This window comes from Ferrovibrio sp. (assembly GCF_036381655.1).
Classification (GTDB): Bacteria; Pseudomonadota; Alphaproteobacteria; order Ferrovibrionales; family Ferrovibrionaceae; genus Ferrovibrio.
In genome coordinates this window covers 107,716-124,821 of the sequence record NZ_DASVCJ010000065.1, presented here as the reverse complement: position 1 = coordinate 124,821, position 17,106 = coordinate 107,716, and the positions used below count along the sequence as shown (strand labels likewise).

General features: G+C 66.2%; 22 protein-coding genes and 1 pseudogene. 18 read left to right on the top strand and 5 right to left on the bottom strand.

Features of this window, described 5'->3' with window-relative positions; genetic code table 11:
* Positions 1-89: 89 nt before the first annotated feature.
* The 8 genes and pseudogenes from VF194_RS14405 to VF194_RS14370 all read left to right on the top strand — a co-directional run bounded on the left by VF194_RS14405 (position 90) and on the right by VF194_RS14370 (position 5,134).
* A complete protein-coding gene (locus VF194_RS14405) occupies positions 90-953 on the top strand; it encodes a putative metalloprotease CJM1_0395 family protein (protein ID WP_330891872.1) in 864 nt (287 codons plus the stop codon).
* A gap of 128 nt (positions 954-1,081) precedes the next feature.
* Entirely contained in the window at positions 1,082-1,231 is a 150-nt protein-coding gene (locus VF194_RS14400; RefSeq protein WP_330891871.1) for an aa3-type cytochrome c oxidase subunit IV, read from the top strand.
* Between the two features lie 66 nt (positions 1,232-1,297).
* On the top strand, positions 1,298-2,449 hold the full coding sequence (locus VF194_RS14395) for a Re/Si-specific NAD(P)(+) transhydrogenase subunit alpha (RefSeq protein ID WP_330891870.1): 1,152 nt from the start codon (positions 1,298-1,300) through the stop codon (positions 2,447-2,449).
* Between the two features lie 35 nt (positions 2,450-2,484).
* Positions 2,485-2,751, top strand: a pseudogene (locus VF194_RS14390) (NAD(P) transhydrogenase subunit alpha); the annotation flags it as partial.
* 13 nt (positions 2,752-2,764) lie between these two features.
* Positions 2,765-4,159, top strand: a complete 1,395-nt coding sequence (locus tag VF194_RS14385) for an NAD(P)(+) transhydrogenase (Re/Si-specific) subunit beta (protein WP_330891869.1) — start codon at positions 2,765-2,767, stop codon at positions 4,157-4,159.
* 241 nt (positions 4,160-4,400) lie between these two features.
* Positions 4,401-4,610: a cold-shock protein gene (locus VF194_RS14380; protein WP_330891868.1), complete on the top strand. Its 210-nt coding sequence runs from the start codon at positions 4,401-4,403 to the stop codon at positions 4,608-4,610.
* Positions 4,611-4,702: 92 nt separating this feature from the next.
* Complete coding sequence (locus VF194_RS14375) at positions 4,703-4,864, top strand: hypothetical protein (RefSeq protein WP_330891867.1); 162 nt, start codon at positions 4,703-4,705, stop codon at positions 4,862-4,864.
* 27 nt (positions 4,865-4,891) lie between these two features.
* Positions 4,892-5,134 carry a hypothetical protein gene (locus VF194_RS14370; protein WP_330891866.1) on the top strand — a complete coding sequence of 81 codons (243 nt, stop codon included), beginning with the start codon at positions 4,892-4,894 and terminating at the stop codon, positions 5,132-5,134.
* A 57-nt stretch (positions 5,135-5,191) separates the two neighbouring features.
* Here the strand turns inward: VF194_RS14370 and VF194_RS14365 are convergent, their stop codons facing one another.
* Complete coding sequence (locus VF194_RS14365; RefSeq protein WP_414656110.1) at positions 5,192-5,704, bottom strand: YaiI/YqxD family protein; 513 nt, start codon at positions 5,702-5,704, stop codon at positions 5,192-5,194.
* Between the two features lie 43 nt (positions 5,705-5,747).
* On the opposite strand from VF194_RS14365, the gene greB reads away from it, so the two are divergent.
* The 4 genes from greB to VF194_RS14345 all read left to right on the top strand — a co-directional run bounded on the left by greB (position 5,748) and on the right by VF194_RS14345 (position 9,213).
* Positions 5,748-6,314 (top strand): transcription elongation factor GreB, encoded by a 567-nt coding sequence (greB, locus tag VF194_RS14360; RefSeq protein ID WP_330891865.1) that lies wholly within the window; start codon positions 5,748-5,750, stop codon positions 6,312-6,314.
* A gap of 107 nt (positions 6,315-6,421) precedes the next feature.
* Positions 6,422-6,676, top strand: coding sequence for a ParB N-terminal domain-containing protein (locus tag VF194_RS14355; protein WP_330891864.1), 255 nt, complete (start codon positions 6,422-6,424; stop codon positions 6,674-6,676).
* Between the two features lie 202 nt (positions 6,677-6,878).
* Entirely contained in the window at positions 6,879-8,534 is a 1,656-nt protein-coding gene (locus VF194_RS14350; RefSeq protein WP_330891863.1) for a GMC family oxidoreductase, read from the top strand.
* Positions 8,535-8,565: 31 nt separating this feature from the next.
* On the top strand, positions 8,566-9,213 hold the full coding sequence (locus tag VF194_RS14345) for a LysE family translocator (RefSeq protein WP_330891862.1): 648 nt from the start codon (positions 8,566-8,568) through the stop codon (positions 9,211-9,213).
* 41 nt (positions 9,214-9,254) lie between these two features.
* On the opposite strand, the gene VF194_RS14340 is transcribed toward VF194_RS14345, so the two are convergent.
* Positions 9,255-9,674 carry a DUF2795 domain-containing protein gene (locus VF194_RS14340; RefSeq protein ID WP_330891861.1) on the bottom strand — a complete coding sequence of 140 codons (420 nt, stop codon included), beginning with the start codon at positions 9,672-9,674 and terminating at the stop codon, positions 9,255-9,257.
* Between the two features lie 194 nt (positions 9,675-9,868).
* On the bottom strand, positions 9,869-10,165 hold the full coding sequence (locus VF194_RS14335; RefSeq protein WP_330891860.1) for a DUF2795 domain-containing protein: 297 nt from the start codon (positions 10,163-10,165) through the stop codon (positions 9,869-9,871).
* A 283-nt stretch (positions 10,166-10,448) separates the two neighbouring features.
* Between VF194_RS14335 and phbB the strand changes: the two genes are divergently transcribed.
* The 4 genes from phbB to VF194_RS14315 all read left to right on the top strand — a co-directional run bounded on the left by phbB (position 10,449) and on the right by VF194_RS14315 (position 12,901).
* Positions 10,449-11,174, top strand: a complete 726-nt coding sequence (gene phbB, locus VF194_RS14330) for an acetoacetyl-CoA reductase (RefSeq protein WP_330891859.1) — start codon at positions 10,449-10,451, stop codon at positions 11,172-11,174.
* Between the two features lie 130 nt (positions 11,175-11,304).
* Complete coding sequence (locus tag VF194_RS14325) at positions 11,305-11,730, top strand: DUF1330 domain-containing protein (RefSeq protein ID WP_330891858.1); 426 nt, start codon at positions 11,305-11,307, stop codon at positions 11,728-11,730.
* A 105-nt stretch (positions 11,731-11,835) separates the two neighbouring features.
* A complete protein-coding gene (locus tag VF194_RS14320; RefSeq protein ID WP_330891857.1) occupies positions 11,836-11,997 on the top strand; it encodes a hypothetical protein in 162 nt (53 codons plus the stop codon).
* A 64-nt stretch (positions 11,998-12,061) separates the two neighbouring features.
* Positions 12,062-12,901, top strand: a complete 840-nt coding sequence (locus VF194_RS14315) for an SDR family NAD(P)-dependent oxidoreductase (RefSeq protein WP_330891856.1) — start codon at positions 12,062-12,064, stop codon at positions 12,899-12,901.
* A gap of 25 nt (positions 12,902-12,926) precedes the next feature.
* Here VF194_RS14315 and VF194_RS14310 read toward each other — a convergent pair whose 3' ends face one another.
* On the bottom strand, positions 12,927-14,135 hold the full coding sequence (locus VF194_RS14310) for an MFS transporter (RefSeq protein ID WP_330891855.1): 1,209 nt from the start codon (positions 14,133-14,135) through the stop codon (positions 12,927-12,929).
* A 213-nt stretch (positions 14,136-14,348) separates the two neighbouring features.
* On the opposite strand from VF194_RS14310, the gene VF194_RS14305 reads away from it, so the two are divergent.
* Positions 14,349-15,053, top strand: a complete 705-nt coding sequence (locus tag VF194_RS14305) for a glutathione S-transferase N-terminal domain-containing protein (protein ID WP_330891854.1) — start codon at positions 14,349-14,351, stop codon at positions 15,051-15,053.
* 71 nt (positions 15,054-15,124) lie between these two features.
* A complete protein-coding gene (locus tag VF194_RS14300) occupies positions 15,125-15,889 on the top strand; it encodes a Spy/CpxP family protein refolding chaperone (protein WP_330891853.1) in 765 nt (254 codons plus the stop codon).
* A 542-nt stretch (positions 15,890-16,431) separates the two neighbouring features.
* On the opposite strand, the gene ppa is transcribed toward VF194_RS14300, so the two are convergent.
* A complete protein-coding gene (ppa, locus tag VF194_RS14295) occupies positions 16,432-16,965 on the bottom strand; it encodes an inorganic diphosphatase (RefSeq protein ID WP_330891852.1) in 534 nt (177 codons plus the stop codon).
* Between the last annotated feature and the right edge of the window lie 141 nt (positions 16,966-17,106).

The following is a 17,106-nucleotide window of genomic DNA, read 5'->3' as shown; positions in this document are numbered from 1 at the left end:
TAAATCATCCCAGGACGATTTCAACGAGAAAGACTCCTGTGCCTATAAAACCGCTTGAGCAGCATACAATTCCCTTGGACAATATGCATATGAGCGATGGGTTAACGCTTTCCTCCGCCGGGCAGTCCGCCGGCCTTGGCAACGCTGCCTTCACGCGCAGGGCGGCACCGGAGAGCGGCTTTCCCGGCCTCAAGGTCTTCGGCGGGTCCGGCCAGCCTGTTTCACCGCTCGACAAGCAGCAGAAGAAGGCCGAGCAGCGGGCGTTGCCGTCTGCGCCGCTGGCCGATGGCAATACGCTGCTGGCCGCGCAGCAGCAAGGTAGCGACGCCGATACAGCGAATGGCAAGCCGAAGGCTCCCGGCGAACTGAGCGAAGAGGAGAAGCAGCAGGTCGCAAAGCTGAAGCAGATCGACGCCAAGGTGCGCGCGCATGAACGCGCCCATGCCGCCGTGGGCGGCCAATATGCCGGTGCGCCTTCCTACGGCTACACCCTCGGCCCCGACGGCCAGCGTTACGCCACCAGCGGCGAGGTGCCGATCGATATCGGCCCGGAGAAGGATCCGCATGCGACCCTGCAGAAGGCCGCCCAGGTGGCCGCGGCTGCCCTGGCGCCGGCCGATCCCTCCGGCCAGGACCGGGCGGTGGCCGCGGCTGCGGCCCAGCTCCGGCTGCAGGCATTGGCGCAGATCCGGGAGGAAGCGCGGGCCCAGGCGGAAGCCGCCGCGGGCGGCGAGGGAGCGGTCCAGGGAACGGTCCAAGGAAGGGTCCAGGGAACGGGCCCGGGAGCGGACCGGGGAGCCGACCGTGCCGAATCGCCGCCGGAAGCCCGCCTGGCGGGTCCTGCCGCAAGGGCCGCCCGCGCTTATGCGGAGCAGGCCCACGCGAATCAGTCGTATGCCAACGATAATCCCGCCCTGTGGCCCGCCGGGCGTACGAGCGGGCTGTCGGCCTGATGGTCGAGGGCCGGACGGTCCGGCCGTAAACGGCGCCCAGCGAGGGTTGTGCGCCCTTTGGCCGCCAGCGTAATATCCCCCCGCAATTCAGTCGCTTAGCAACCGTTTCCAGTGATAGAGGGGGTAACATGGCCAGCCAGAATATCGGCGAGCATCAGATGGGTACGATGGATATCCGCGAGCATCGGGAAACCTGGAAGGGTTTCATGGCGCTCGTGAAATGGGGAACCGGCGCGACCGCCGTCATTCTCATCCTCATGGCGCTCTTCCTGCTCTGAGCCGACCGGCCGTCCCGCCAAGCGCGGGACGACTGCATGTCATCTGCCTCGGGGGGAGCCTCTGTCATGAAAATCGGAATTCCGAAGGAACGGCGCGCGGGCGAAAAGCGTGTTGCCGCGTCGCCGGAGACGGTCAAGAAATTCGTCGGCCTTGGCTGCAGCGTGGTGATCGAAACCGGCGCCGGCTTGGCATCCGACATTCCGGACGATCAATACGTCGCGATGGGTGCGACGATCGCGCCGGATGCCAAAGCCGCCCTCGGCGATGCCGATCTGGTGCTGAAGATCCAGCGGCCGATGACCGCCGCCGAGGGCAATGACGAACTGGCGCTGATGAAGAAGGGCGCCGTGCTGGTCGCCCATCTGCAGGCCCTGCAGCAGCGCGAGCAGGTCAAGGCCTATGCCGCCGCCGGCGTGACCGCCTTCGCCATGGAATTGATGCCGCGCATCACCCGCGCGCAGTCGATGGACATCCTCTCCTCGCAATCCAATCTCGCCGGCTACAAGTCGGTGCTGGACGCGGCGAGCGTGTTCGGCCGCGCCTTCCCGATGATGATGACCTCGGCCGGCACCATCGCGCCGGCGCGCGTCTTCGTGATGGGCGTCGGCGTCGCCGGCCTGCAGGCGATCGCCACCGCCAAGCGCCTCGGCGCCGTGGTTTCGGCCACCGATGTGCGTCCCGCCACCAAGGAGCAGGTGGAGAGCCTAGGCGGCAAGTTCATCTGGGTCGACGACGAGGAGGCGCGCGCCTCGCAGACCGCCGGCGGCTATGCCAAGGAGATGTCGGCGGAATACAAGGCCAAGCAGGCCGCCCTGGTCGCCGAGACGATCAAGAAGCAGGATGTCGTGATCACCACGGCGCTGATCCCCGGCCGTCCGGCTCCGGTGCTGGTCACCGAGGAGATGGCGCGCTCGATGCGGCCGGGCTCGGTGATCGTCGATCTGGCCGTCGAGGCCGGCGGCAACTGCCCGCTGTCCAGGCCCGACCAGGTGGTCGATGTCGATGGCGTGAAGATCGTCGCCTACACCAACTATCCGAGCCGCGTGCCGGTGGATGCGTCCAACCTGTTCGCCAAGAACCTGTGGAACTTCCTCTCGCCGCATTGGGACAAGGACGGCAAGGGCTTCAAGTTCAACTTCGAGGACGAGACCGTGACCGGCACCTGCGTCGCCAGGGACGGGGCCGTCGTCCATCCCATGCTGAAAGAGGGTGCGTGATCATGGCCGAGGTTTATTCCTTCTTTTCGCTGCTCTCGATCTTCGTGCTGGCCTGCTTCGTCGGCTATTACGTCGTCTGGAGCGTCACGCCGGCGCTGCATACCCCGCTGATGTCGGTGACCAACGCGATTTCCTCGGTGATCGTGGTCGGCGCGCTGATCGCCGCCGGCGCCTCGGAAGTCTTCGACGCGTCCAAGGTCTTCGGCCTGATCGCCATCGTGCTGGTCTCGGTCAACATCTTCGGCGGTTTCCTGGTCACCCAGCGCATGCTCGCCATGTACAAGAAAAAAGAGAAGAAGTGAGGGGACCCGAACCATGCCGATCCAACTGACCGCGCTGCTCTATCTGGTCAGCTCCGTTCTCTTCATCCTGGCCTTGCGCGGCCTGTCGTCGCCGGAGACCAGCCGCAAGGGCAACGCCTATGGCATGATAGGCATGGCGATCGCCGTGCTGACCACCTTCTTCAACCTCGGCGACCTGTCCGGCACCATCGTCTATGTGGTGATCGCCCTGGCGATCGGCGGCGGCATCGGTTCGGTGCTGGCGCGTCGCATCCAGATGACGGCGATGCCGCAGCTCGTCGCCGCCATGCACTCGCTGGTCGGCCTGGCCGCCGTCCTGGTCGCCGCCGCCGCCTTCTACAACCCGGAGCCCTACGGCATCCTGCATGACGGCGTGATCAAGGTCGGCAGCCGCGTCGAGATGTCGCTCGGCGTGGTGATCGGCATCATCACCTTCTCCGGCTCGCTGGTCGCCTTCTCCAAGCTGCAGGGCCTGGTGTCCGGCGCGCCGGTGGTCTTCAGGGGCCAGCATGCGCTGAACGCCCTAATCGGCCTCGTCATCGTCGCGCTGATCGTCGCCTTCTGCTTCAACCCGGCGCGCGAGATCTTCTGGGCGATCACGCTGCTCGGCCTGATCGTCGGCTTCACCATCATCATCCCGATCGGCGGCGCCGACATGCCCGTGGTCGTCTCGATGCTGAACAGCTACTCGGGCTGGGCGGCGGCCGGCATCGGCTTCACGCTGCAGAACCCGGCGCTGATCGTCACCGGCGCCCTGGTCGGCTCCTCGGGCGCGATCCTGTCCTACATCATGTGCAAGGGCATGAACCGCTCGCTGTTCAACGTCATCCTCGGCGGCTTCGGCGGCGAGACGGCCGCCGCCGGCGGCGGCCAGAAGGTCGACCGGTCCTACAAGAAGGGCTCGGCCGACGACGCGGCCTTCATCATGAAGAACGCCGGCAAGGTGATCATCGTGCCGGGCTACGGCATGGCGGTCAGCCAGGCCCAGCATGCCTTGCGCGAGATGGCCGACAAGCTGAAGGAGGAGGGCGTCGAGGTCAAATACGCCATCCACCCGGTGGCGGGCCGCATGCCGGGCCATATGAACGTTCTGCTGGCCGAGGCCAACGTGCCCTACGACGAGGTGTTCGAGCTGGAGGAGATCAACTCCGAATTCCAGACCGCGGACGTCGCCTTCGTCATCGGCGCCAACGACGTGACCAATCCGGCCGCCCGGGACGACCCGAAAAGCCCGATCTACGGCATGCCGATCCTGGAGGTCGACAAGGCCAAGACGGTGCTGTTCGTCAAGCGCTCGATGGCCTCCGGCTATGCCGGCATCGATAACGAACTGTTCTACAAGGACAACACGATGATGCTGCTGGCCGACGCCAAGAAGATGGTCGAGGATATCGTCAAATCGCTCTAGGAAGCGGTTCGGCCCTGAAAATGTCACGGCCCGGGAACCTCCCGGGCCGTTTTTTGTTGAGGGCATGGCTTGCAAAGCCAACGCCATCACCTATGTTCGTCTCATCGATCTTCTATGGACTGCCAGCCTGCCACACCGTCGGGTCCCGACCCAAGGTGCACGGATCTGCCACTTCCCTACCAAGATCTGATGCGTCATGCATGAGTATGGCGCTGCACTAAGACTAGACGGAGATACAGCAATGGCTGTCGGTACTGTGAAATGGTTCAACGCCACCAAGGGTTATGGTTTCATTCAGCCGGAAAGCGGCGGCTCGGACGTGTTCGTCCACATCTCGGCCGTTGAGCGCGCCGGCATGGCTGGCCTGAACGAAGGCCAGAAGGTGTCCTTCGAGGAGCAGCGCGATCCGAAGCGCGGCAAGACCTCGGCGGTGAACCTGAAGGCCCTCTAAGGCCTGCATACCAGTTTCATCGAGGGGGCGTCGGGCAACCGGCGCCCCTTTCGGTTTTTCCGAATCCCCTAGCTGGACAGCAGGAGGGTGCCATGGCCTTCAAGCCGAACTATGGCCAGGAACGCGCCGCGCGCAACCGGGCCAAGGAACAGAAAAAGCAGGAAAAGCTGCAGCGCCGGCAGGAGGAATCCGAACGCCGCAAGGCCGAGCGCGAAGCCGGCGCGTCCGAGCCGGACCCGACCAAGCCCTCGTGACGCGGCAGCACTGAATGGAATGATGTCATGGCCAAGACGAAGACGAAACGCGTCAACCCCAACGCCACGGTGATCATGTTCGACGTGGTCTACCAGGACGGCGCGCAGACCTCCAACCGCCGCGTGCCGGCCGAGCTGATGTCCGGGCTGGATGGCGGCGAGGATGCCGTGAAGGCCTATATCGAGGCGCAGGACCGCGAAATCGCCGAGAAATCCGGTCGCCCGCGCGGCCCGATCAAGACCATCGCCCGCTCGGAAAAGCAGCTTTAGGCTTCCCCCTCCGCAGGATCGATCCGCGCAGCGGCAGCGATCCGCGCGGCAGCGGCGTTACGCCTGCCGCTTCAGCCGCAACACGGCCTCGTGCAGCGCCTGCAGGAAGGCCGAGCGGTCCTTCGCGGAAAACGGCTTCGGCCCGCCGCCGGTTGCCTGCGCCAGCGGATCGGCCGAACGAAGCTCCGTCATCAGGTTGCGCAGGGCCAGGTCCATGCCGATGCTCTCGGCCGTGAAGGCCCGCCCGTTCGGCGCCAGCGCCACGGCCCCGGCTTTGACGCAGCGCGCCGCCAGGGGAATATCCGCCGTGACCACGATATCGCCGGACTTGGCCTCGGCCGCGATCCAGTCGTCGGCGGCATCCGGCGCATTCCCCACCGTCACCTGCCGGATCCAGGGAACGCGCGGCACGCCGGCCAGCCAGGCATTGGCGACCACCACCACGGGCAGGCCGTGGCGCTCGGCAACGCGGAAGGCCTCGTCCTTCACCGGGCAGGCATCGGCGTCGATATAGAGAGTGGGAAATCCGGGCATCGCCCCGTGACCGGCATCGTTTGCAGGGATCGTCATGCCGGGCTTGACCCGGGCAGCTACGATTTCCTTTATTAGCCCCATGAGCAAGGCCTTCACCAAGGAAACCGACGCCGAACCGGACGGCGACCTGCCGGATGACCTCCAGGACGAGCCGTCGATCCCGAAAGGGGCGAAGAACTACATCACCCCGGCCGGCCTGCGCCGGCTGCAGGACGAACTGCGCCACCTGAAAAGCGTCGAACGCCCCAAGGTGGTCGAGATCGTCTCCTGGGCCGCCGGCAATGGCGACCGCAGCGAAAACGGCGATTATCTCTACGGCAAGAAGCGCCTGCGCGAGATCGACCGCCGCATCCGCTTCCTGCTGAAACGGCTGGAAATCGCCGAGCCGGTCGATCCCCAACTGCAGAAGAACCGCGAGCAGGTCTTCTTCGGCGCCCGCGTGACCTACGCCGACGAAAACGACCGCGAGCGCACCGTGCGCATCGTCGGCATCGACGAGGCGCGGCTGGAGCAGGGCGAGGTGAGCTGGATTTCGCCCGTCGCCCGCGCGCTGATGAAGGCGCGCGTCGGCGACGTGGTGGACCTGCGCACGCCGCACGGCATCGAGCAGATCGAGGTCGTCAGGATCGAATACCCGGACGCCTAACGGCGCCTTTGCCCGCGGTTTTGCTTTTTAGTCGTCATGCCGGGGCTTGACCCGGGCATCTCCCGCCGCGAAGCTCAAGGCCTGTCCGCCCAAAAGGATGCAGCCCCATGCTCAAGCCGGTGCCGGTCAAGCTCGCCGAAATCCAGGTGCCGATGAAGTTCAGGGGCACGCTGGACGCGACCAAGGTCGCGGCTCTGGCCGAGGACATCCTGCAGAACGGGCTCAAGACGCCGATCCAGTTGCGCCGCGACGAGAAGAGCAGGCGTTATGTGCTGATCGCCGGCCTGCACCGGCTGGAAGCGATGCGCAGCCTGGGTGAGGCCAGCATCGACGCGCTGATCGTGGCCGCACGGAAACTCTGAACCATTCCAAAACTCGCCGCCCTCGGGCCTGACCCGAGGGTCCATGAACGCCGATGCCGCATCAAGCCGTCGCCATTTATCGTGCGGCGCGTCCGCTTGGACCCTCGGGTCGAGCCCCGGAGTGACGATCTATCGGTGGACAGGCTTGACCCAGGCATCCCGTTCCCGTCTAAATTTTCTCAATAGAATGCAGGGGAAGCGCATGTCGGGTACGGGGCAGCCGGAGAATCTCAAAGACACCGGCACATTCGATTACATCATCGTCGGCGGGGGAACGGCGGGCTCGCTGCTGGCCAACCGCTTGAGCCGCGACCCCAAGACGCGCGTGCTGGTCCTGGAGGCCGGCGGCAAGGATAACTGGATCTGGTTCCACATTCCGATCGGCTATCTGTTCGCCATCGGCAATCCGCGCTCCGACTGGTGCTACAAGACCGAGTCGGTGCCGGGCCTGAATGGCCGCTCCATCGGCTATGCGCGCGGCAAGGTGATCGGCGGCTGCACCGCGATCAACGCCATGGTCTACATGCGCGGCCAGGCGCGCGACTACGACATGTGGCGCCAGCAGGGCCTGACCGGCTGGGGCTGGGACGACGTGCTGCCCTATTTCCTCAAGCACGAGGATCATTTCGGCGGCGACGATGTCGATGCCAGCGGCAAGCGCATCCATGCCTCGGGTGGCGAATGGCGCGTCGAGGAGCCGCGTGTGCGCTGGGACATCATCGACCGCGTGGCCGAGGCCGGCGAGGAGATCGGCATCCCGCGCGTGAAGGATTTCAACACCGGCAACAACGAAGGCTCGGCCTATTTCCAGGTCAACCAGCGGCGCGGCGTGCGCTGGTCGGCCGCCACCGCCTTCCTCAAGCCGGTGCTGAACCGGCCCAATCTGGAATTGCGCATCAACGTGCAGGTCGAGCGCGTGCAGCTGGAAGGCCGGCGGGCCGCCGGGATCGTCTACACCCGGAATGGCGAGCGCTGCTTCGTCCGCGCCAATGCCGAGGTCATCCTCGCCGCCGGCGCGATCAACTCGCCGCAGCTTCTGCAGTTGAGCGGCATCGGGCCCGCGGCTCTGCTCAGGGAGCATGGGATAGAGGTCCGACACGACCTGCCCGGCGTGGGCGAGAACCTGCAGGATCACCTGCAGCTGCGCCTGATCTACAAGGTCAAGGGCGTGCGCACGATCAACGAGATCGACCGCTCCTGGTTCGCCAAGGCGCAGATCGCCTTCAACTACGCGCTGTTCCGCCGCGGCGCGCTCACCATGCCGCCCTCGCAATTCGGCATGTTCACCCGCTCCAGCCCGGAGCATGAAACGCCGAATGTCGAATTCCATATCCAGCCGCTTTCGCTGGACAAGTTCGGCGATCCTTTGCACCGTTTTCCGGCTTTCACGGCATCCATCTGCAACCTGCGCCCGACCTCGCGCGGGCATGTGCGGATCAAGTCGGCCGATCCGCGCCAGGCGCCGGCGATCCAGCCGAACTACCTCGACACCGAGGAAGACAAGCGCGTCGCCATCGACAGCCTGAAGCTGACGCGCCGGCTGGCGGCGGCGAAGGCCCTCGCCCGATACCAGCCGGAGGAATACCTGCCCGGCGCGGCGATTCAGTCCGAGACCGAGATACTGCGTGCCGCCGGCGATATCGGCGCCACCATCTTCCATCCGGTCAGCACCGCGAAGATGGGCATCGACAGCGATCCGATGGCGGTGCTGGACGAGCGGCTGCGCGTGCGCGGCATCGAGCGCCTGCGCGTGATCGACGCCTCGGCCATGCCGCTGATCACCTCGGGCAATACCGCCTCGCCGACGCTGATGATCGCTGAGAAGGGCGCCGAGATGCTGCTGGCGGATAACCGCTAGCGGACGGAAAGGAAGGAAGAGGGGGCGCGCCATGCCGACCGGCCTGATCGCCTATCTGAGCATTGCCGCCATCGTCATCGTCACGCCAGGGCCGGACACGGCGGTCACCACCCGCGCCACGCTGCTGGGCGGACGGCGCGCCGGCATCGCCACCGGCCTGGGCGTCGCCTGCGGCCTGAGCACCTGGGCGGTATTCACCTCGGTCGGGCTGGTGGCGCTGCTGCTCGCCTCCGAGCCGCTGTTCCTCGCGGTGAAATATGCCGGCGCGGCCTATCTGATCTGGCTCGGGTTGCAGGCACTGTGGGGCGCCTGGCGGATGCGCAAGGCTGCGGCCGCCGCCATTCCGGCGCCGAAGGGCCCGCGCCTGCGGCCGCGCCGCGCCTTTCTGCAGGGGCTGATCAGCGATCTGGGCAATCCGAAGATCGCCATCTTCTTCGCCTCGATCCTGCCGCAGTTCAGTTCGGCATTCACATCCCTGGGCTGCAGCCTTTTCGCCGCCTTGCTGCTGCTCGGCGTGATTTTCAGCCTGATGACCTTCGTATGGCTGACGGCCTACGCCACACTGATCGCCCGCGCCGGCGATGCCTACCGCGGCAGCCGCCTGCGCCAGATGGTCGAAGCTCTCACCGGGGCGGTGCTGATCGCGTTGGGATTGCGGATCGCGACGGAAAGCCGCTAAGCGCAGCGCCAAGCGCGCGCGAAAGCGCACCGGGTATCCGGCTAGTCTTCCTCATCCGCCCCGGCGTCCTCGCTTCCGTAATCGTCTTCGTCGCCGTCCTCGTCGTCTTCATCGTCCTCGTCGTCGTCTTCCTCCTCGTCATCGTCTTCGTCGTCGTCGTCCCTGTCCTCGTCCTCGTCCCCATCGTCGTCGTCTTCTTCGTCGTCGGCCAGCAGGAACTGCTCGGGATCGAGGTCGTGGGTGGCGCGATAACTCTGCTCGGCGCGCGTGACCAGCGCCTGCATCACCTCGCCGGGGCTGTCATAGGAGCGCCGGGGCAGCATCTCCATCAGGCTGGCGATCACGCCATCGGCGGCGGAGCGGCGTACATGCGCCACCAGCTCGTCGCGCGACACCGGATAATGAACATTCTTGATATGCTGAACGATGATCGGCTCGCTGCCACTTAAGCCCAATGGCATGACATTCTCCCCTTTGCTTGTCCCTGGATGTGGTCAGCCGAGGCCGACGGGTGAGAGCAACGGATGGCATCGGCGAAAGTTCCGCTGCCGCACGTAAGACAAAAGTGGATAATTGGACGAGAGTGATATTCCCGTGACCCCGCCCTCGCGCGGTCACCCGGCTTCGGCGCGCGGCGTCCGGCACCGGCTGCGGATCATTCCTCGTCCTCGTCATAGAGGAAATCTTCCTCATCCCCGAACAGATCGTCGGCGTCGATCTGTTCGCCATTGTAGCTTTCCTCTTCGCTGTTCAGCCTGTCGTAAGCCTCCATCACGTCCGCCATGTCGTCGTATTCGCGATCGGGCAGGGCATCGAGCAGCTCGGCCACCATTTCGTCGGCGCCGTTCTCGCGCGCCTGCTCGACCAGGCCGTCCTTTGTCACAGGAAAATCGATGCCCTTCAGATGCCGCGTGATCTCGGCGGGCGAGATATCGGCGATGTCTCGTGCCATGCGGACCTCCATGCGTCACCGGCATGATGAGAGGGAAGGTCGCCCGGCACGCGAACCAGGCGGCGCGGCGGGGAGGGGCGCCGTGCCAGGCATCCGGCCCTGCCGTGCCGGGCGATTGTGCTGCAACGGATGGCGGGACGGAATGTTCCAGCCGCCGTTTTCCGCCTGCGGCCGCGCGGAACGCGCCGCAATCCGGACCATCTTTTGATCCAGATTAATGCAGCCTGCCCTGGTTTTTCCGGAAGATCGGCCGGGGTTCGAGGCACCCGAAAGGAGGACGCCCGTGGCACGTATAGCACTCATCACCGGCGGCACGCGCGGCATCGGCGCGGCGATCGCACGAAGCCTCAAGGCGAGCGGCTGCAATGCCGCCGCGGTCTACCACGGCAACGCGGAGAAGGCCGAAGCCTTCCGGCGCGAAACCGGCATTCCCGTCTTCCAGTGGGATGTCGCCGATTTCGCCGCCTGCGCGGCGGGATTGAAAAGCGCCGAGCAGTATCTCGGCGGCCCGGTCGAGATACTGGTCAACAACGCCGGCATCACCCGCGACGCGCTGCTGCACAAGATGACGCCCCAGCAATGGAGCGAGGTGATCGCCACCGATCTGACCTCCTGCTTCAACATGTGCCGGCTGAGCATCGGCGCGATGCGCGAGCGGGGTTTCGGCCGCATCATCAACATCGCCTCCATCAACGGCCAGAAAGGCCAGTTCGGCCAGACCAACTATTCCGCCGCCAAGGCCGGAGTCCTCGGCTTCACCAAGGCGCTGGCACTGGAATCGGCGGCGAAAGGCATCACGGTCAATGCGGTCGCGCCCGGCTATGTCGCCACCGACATGGTGGCCGCCGTGCCCAGGGAGGCGCTGGCCCGGATCGAGGCGCAGATTCCGGTCGGCCGGCTCGGCCAGGCCGGGGAGATTGCGCGCCTGGTGCAGTTCCTCGCCGCCGACGAGTCCGGTTTCATCACCGGCGCGACCTTCAGCATCAATGGCGGTCAGTACATGATTTGACCGGGACATGATTTGACCAGTACGTGATTTGAGCCGCGCTCCGGCGGCGGCTGGCGTTGCGGCAACTTGCCAGCGCCGCCGCGGCTTTCCATCATGGCGCCTTCGCACAAGACCAGGAGGTGGCGGTGCCATGACCGGCCATATCGACCCGACCAAGGAGATCTTCGCCCAGTTCCGCGCCGATGACCGGCCCGGGCCGATCCACATGCTCAACCTGGTGCGGCTGCGCGCCGAGGCCGCCTATCCGGATGGCCGCAAGGCCAGCGGCGCCGAGGCCTATGCCGCCTATGGACGCGAAAGCGGCCCGGTCTTCGCCCGCCTGGGTGGACGCATCGTCTGGCAGGGCCGGTTCGAACTGATGCTGATCGGGCCGCAGGCCGAGCGCTGGGACAAATGCTTCATCGCCGAATATCCCTCGGTGGCCGCCTTCGTCGAAATGATCCGCGATCCCGTCTATCGCGAGGCGGTCAAGCATCGCCAGGCGGCGGTGGAGGATTCCCGCCTGATCCGGCTGGCGCCGCTGCCGCCCGGCAAGGGCTTCGGCGAGGAGGCGTAGGCGCCGAAGCGCCGAGGGCTGTGACCAGGCGGGGTCGCCGGCGCAAAAGCGGAACCGGCTTACCCCGCCGGCGGTTTTACGAGCGTGTTCATCACGGGGATGACCATGCTCCGCTGGTCCATGTTGCAATGGCTGCTGGCGTTGTCGATGATCTCGGCGCTCGTCGTTCTGGGCGCCTGCAGCTACAACAATCCACCGCCGAAGGTGCCGGATCAGACCAATCCCGGTGCCTACAAGACCTGTCCCGGCGGCCGTCTCGACTGCTGACGCCTCTGTTCTTTGCCGCGCCGCGCACCAGATTGGCGCCAACGGCAATCAGGAGGCGAGACCGATGATGGCAGCAGGGGAGAAGAAGATCGCGCTGGTGACCGGCGCGACGGATGGCGTCGGCCGCTACGTGGCGGCGCGGCTGGCCGAGAGCGGCTTTCATGTGCTGGCGCATGGCCGCGATGCCGGCCGGGGCGAAAGCCTGATGCGCGAGATCAGCCAGGCCGGCGGCAGCGGCCAGTTCTATCCCGCCGATTTCTCCTCGCTGCAGGCCGTGCGGCAATTGGCCGAATCCGTGCTGCTCACGCAGGACCGGCTCGATCTGCTCATCAACAATGCCGGGATCGGAACTGCCGACACGGCGGGCCGGGAGGCGCGGCGGCTCAGCGCCGACGGCATCGAGCTGCGCTTTGCCGTCAACTATCTTGCCGGTTTTCTGCTGACAGAGCTGCTGCTGCCGCGGCTGATTGAAAGCCGGCCGGCCAGGATCGTCAACGTCTCCTCGCTCGGCCAGCAGGCGATCGACTTCGACGATGTCATGCTGGAGCGCGGCTACAGCGGCGGGCGTGCCTATTGCCAGAGCAAGCTGGCGCAGATCCTGTTCACCATCGACCTCGCCGGCGAACTGAAGGATGCCGGCGTCACCGTCAATTGCCTGCATCCCGCCACCTACATGGACACGACCATGGTCCGCCGCAGCGGCGTGACGCCGCGCAGCAGCGTCCGCGAGGGTGGCGAGGCGATCCTCCATCTCGCGCTCGCGCCCGAGTTGGAAGGCAGAAGCGGCCTGTTCTTCAACGGCAAGCGCGAGGCGCGCGCCGATACCCAGGCCTACGATGCCGCCGCCCGCGCCAGGCTGCGCCGGCTCAGCTTCGAACTCGTCGGGCTGGAGCAGCCGGCCTGAGCCTCAATCCTGAGCCTCAATCCCGCTAGGCCTCTGCCTTGGCCGCCGTATCGGCGCCGCGCAGCAGCAGCATGGCGATGCCGGCGGACAGGCACAGGGCGCTGGAGAAGAGCAGCACATAGGTGCCGAAGCGCTCGAGCAGCAGTGCGAAGATCAGCGGCGCGAAGGCCTGGCCGAAGCGGGTCGGCGCCGCCAGCCAGCCCTGCCGGCGGCCATAGCCGACCGGTCCGAAGATGGCCAGCGGCAAGGTGCCCTTGGCGATCGTCATCACGCCGTTGCCCGCGCCATGCAGGATCGTGAACAGATACGCCGCCGGCGCGCCGAAGAGCAGCACCAAAGCCGCGCCGATCGGATGCGTGATCGTCGCCAGCCGGGCCGAGAGCAGCGGATGCAGCCGCCGCAGCAGGCTGAATTCCAGAAAGCGCGCCGCCACCTGCGCCGGGCCGACCAGGGCCGCGGCGGTGACGGCTTCGGCGCGGCTGGCCCCGGCCATTTCCAGAATGCGCGGCAGATGCGCCGCCATTGCCGTGCTGGTGATCCAGGTCACCGCGAAGGCGAAGGCCATCAGCAGCATCGGCCGGCTGAACAGCGATTCCTCGCCTGCCGCGGGCGGCGCTGCCGCCGCGTCCGGTTCCGGCGCCGGCGCCAGCCGTTCGGCGGCCAGCGTGGTCGGGATCAGCAGGCGGTGGATCGGCAGGCCAATGACGAGATGCGCCGCCGCCCAGGTCAGGCAGGCCGCGCGCCAGCCCCATTCCGCCTCGATCAATGCCGAAATCGGCCAGCAGATCGTGCTGGCGAAGCCGGCCAGCAGCGTGATGCCGGTGATCGCGTTGCGCGCGCTGCTGCCGTAGATCGCGGTCAGCGTGGCGAAGCCCGCTTCGTACAGTCCCATCGCCATGCCCAGCCCGGTGATCATCCAGCCCAGGCCGTAGAGAACGATGTTCGGCGCCAGGCCGGTCAGCCCGAGCCCGGCAGCGAAGACCAGGCTGGACAGGCTGAGCACCTGGCGGCCGCCGAAGCGGTCGATGCGCTGGCCCACCATCGGCCCGATGAAGGCACTGAGCAGCATGGCCGCCGAGAAGATGCCGTAGACGGCCTCCGTCGACACGGCGAAGTCGCGCGCCATCGGCGCGGCGAGGATCGCCGGCAGGTAATAGGTCGAGCCCCAGCCGAGCGTCTGGGCGATGCCCAGGGCCAGCACGACGCTGCTGCGGCGATGATGCGAGATCGGCATGATGCGTCTTATGGCTTGCGGGGACGGGGCGCGATCGGTTCGATAATTTTGCAAATGTTACGCGGCTTTCTTGGCCAAGGGAAAGCGTTCATTGCATTGCCGCCCGACCTCTGCGGGGTAGGTCTAGCGACAGGTGCCGTCGCCCGGCCTTGTCCTGGGCATTGACAGGGGCGCAACGGGCGTGGGCAGATGCTTCAAAAAAAAGAGCCGCACATGCCCGATCTTTCCGCCTTCCCGATCACCAAGCGCTGGCCCGCCCGGCATCCGGATCGCCTGCAGCTCTACTCGCTGCCGACGCCGAATGGCGTGAAGGTCTCGATCATGCTGGAGGAGACCGGCGTCGCCTACGAGCCGCATCTGGTCGACATCACCAGGAACGAGAGCTGGCTGCCGGAATTCCTCTCGCTGAATCCGAACGGCAAGATCCCGGCGATCCTCGATCCGAACGGGCCGAACGGCAAACCGCTGGCCCTGTTCGAGTCCGGCGCGATCCTGCTCTATCTGGCCGACAAGACCGGCATGTTCATCCCCGCCGATGCCACCCAGCGCTACGAATGCATCCAGTGGGTCTTCTTCCAGATGGCCGCGATCGGCCCGATGTTCGGCCAGGTCGGCTTCTTCCATAAATTCGCCGGCCGGGAATACGAGGACAAGCGGCCGCTCAAGCGCTATGCCGACGAATCGAAGCGCCTGCTCGGCGTGCTGGAGGACCGCCTGTCCGGCCGCGACTGGATCATGGGCGCGGATTATACGATCGCCGATATCGCCACGCTGGGCTGGGTGCGCAACCTGATCGGCTTCTACGATGCCGGCGCATTGGTGGATTACGACCGGCTGAAGGCCGTGCCGCGCTGGCTGGAACGCGGATTGGCGCGCCCGGCGGTGCAGCGCGGCCTGACGATTCCGGCGCGCGGCTGAGGCCGGGCGCCGGCGGCATTGCCGGACAGAGGGCACGCGCTAGCCTCCTGAGGAACGACAGGAGGTGTGCCATGCGCCATCCGATCTTCGCGGCGGCTTTTGCCGCGCTCGCCGTCGCCATTGCCGCGCAGCCCGGCTGCGCCCAGCAGAAGCCGCAGCAAGTTCCCGTGCAGTCGAGTCCCGGGCAATCTGGTTCTGGTTCCGGGCAGGCCCAGCAGCAGAACGGCCCGCAGGGCTTCAATTTCATGTTCGGCCCGATGGGCGGCCCGATGATGCAGGGTACGGTGATGATGGGCCCCGGCATGGGGCAGGGCACGGTGACGATGCCGGACGGCACCGTCGGCCAGGGCGCCTGGAGCTGGGGGACGATGGGAGCGGCGATGGGCGGCGGCATGGCAGGCGGCCCGGGCGCGGCAGGCGGCGGCGCGATGGGCGCGCTGACCGATCCGGCGCGGCTCGAAGGCCTGCTCGCCTATATGAAGACCGAACTCGCCATCGCGGATGCGCAGGCATCGGCCTGGAACGCCTTTACCGATGCCTTGCGCGCCAATGCGAAAACGGCGCGCGATGCGATGCAGGCGGCGCGCACCGCCCGCATGGGCCCGGCCGGTGCGGCTGCCGGCGCCGCTTCGGCTTCGGGGGCCGGCGCGGCGGCCAGTGCCGCCAGCGTCAGCCTGCCCGACCGCTTCGCCGCCGCCGAGGCGCGGCTGGCGGCGCATCTCGATCTGTTGCGCGCGATGCAGCAGCCGGCAACGCAGCTTTACGCGGCGCTCGACGATGCGCAGAAGCGGAAAGCCGCCTGGATGCTGCCGAACGCGCTCGGGCTGCAGGGGTGAGGGGAGTCGCCCGCCGCCTATGTCGCGCGCGGCGAAGCGCGCCCCGCCTACCGGAGAGCTTTCGCGGCTCAGTTGGCGGTTTTCATGGCTGCATCGCCCGGCTAGGCGGCTTTTATCTTTTGCCGCTTCATTTTCTCTATTTGTTCTTTATATTGGATGCACGCTGTTGAACATCATATATCAGGCAAGGCCATGCGTTGCCCCAGGTTGCCCCAAGTTGCTCTGGGGCTCCTCCGAACAAGGCCGGGCGGCGCGAACATCGCCGTATGCATGCCAGGCTCGCGGGGTAAGATCCTGGGCGGGCGGGGCCATGACGGACCGGAACCGACCCCAAACGGTTCAAAACGGGACGGAATGGTTCAAAACGGGACGAAACGGTCCGGAACGGTCACCAGCCGTCACTGGCGGTCCGCGGCGGTCGAAAACGGCCACGCCGGCGCGCAAACGTCGGATAAGGCGGGATAAGGCTTGATCGGGCCTGAACCGGCGCAAGGACATGTTAGGCCCGCCGCGCGCCTCGGGGCGTCGGACCCGCCGCAGCGTCAGCGGATTCCCGCCGCGCGGACGATGCCGTCGGTGATCATCTTGGCGGCGTCGTCGGGGCCGACCCAGCCGGCGCTCTTGACGAACTTGCCCTTTTCCAAGTCCTTGTAATGGACGAAGAAATGCTCGATCTGCTGCAGCAGGATGCTGGGCAGTTCCTCGTAGGTCTTCACGTTGGTGTAGAAGGGGTGCAGCTTGTCCACCGGCACGGCGATGATCTTCTCGTCGCCGCCGGCCTCGTCCTCCATCTTCAGGGCGCCGATCGGCCGCGAGCGGATCACCGCGCCGGCCACCACCGGCACATGGCTCACCACCAGGATGTCGCAGGGATCGCCGTCGTTGGACAGCGTATGCGGGATGAAGCCGTAATTGGCCGGGTAGAACATCGCCGTATGCAGGAAGCGGTCGACGAACAGCGCGCCGGAATCCTTGTCCAGCTCGTATTTCACCGGCGAGCCGCCGGCCGGTATCTCGATCACGGCATTGATGTCGTACGGCGGGTTTTTTCCCACCGCGATGCGGGCAATATCCATAGTCTGGTCCTTTTGGACTCTGGAAGGGGCTGTGGAAGGCGGCGTCTTTTTCGCAAATGCAGCAAAAAACGCAACTGCTTGATCCTTAATATTTTCGTCTATGATCGTGACCGATTCGAGGCCGGCCAGTCCGGCGCCGGC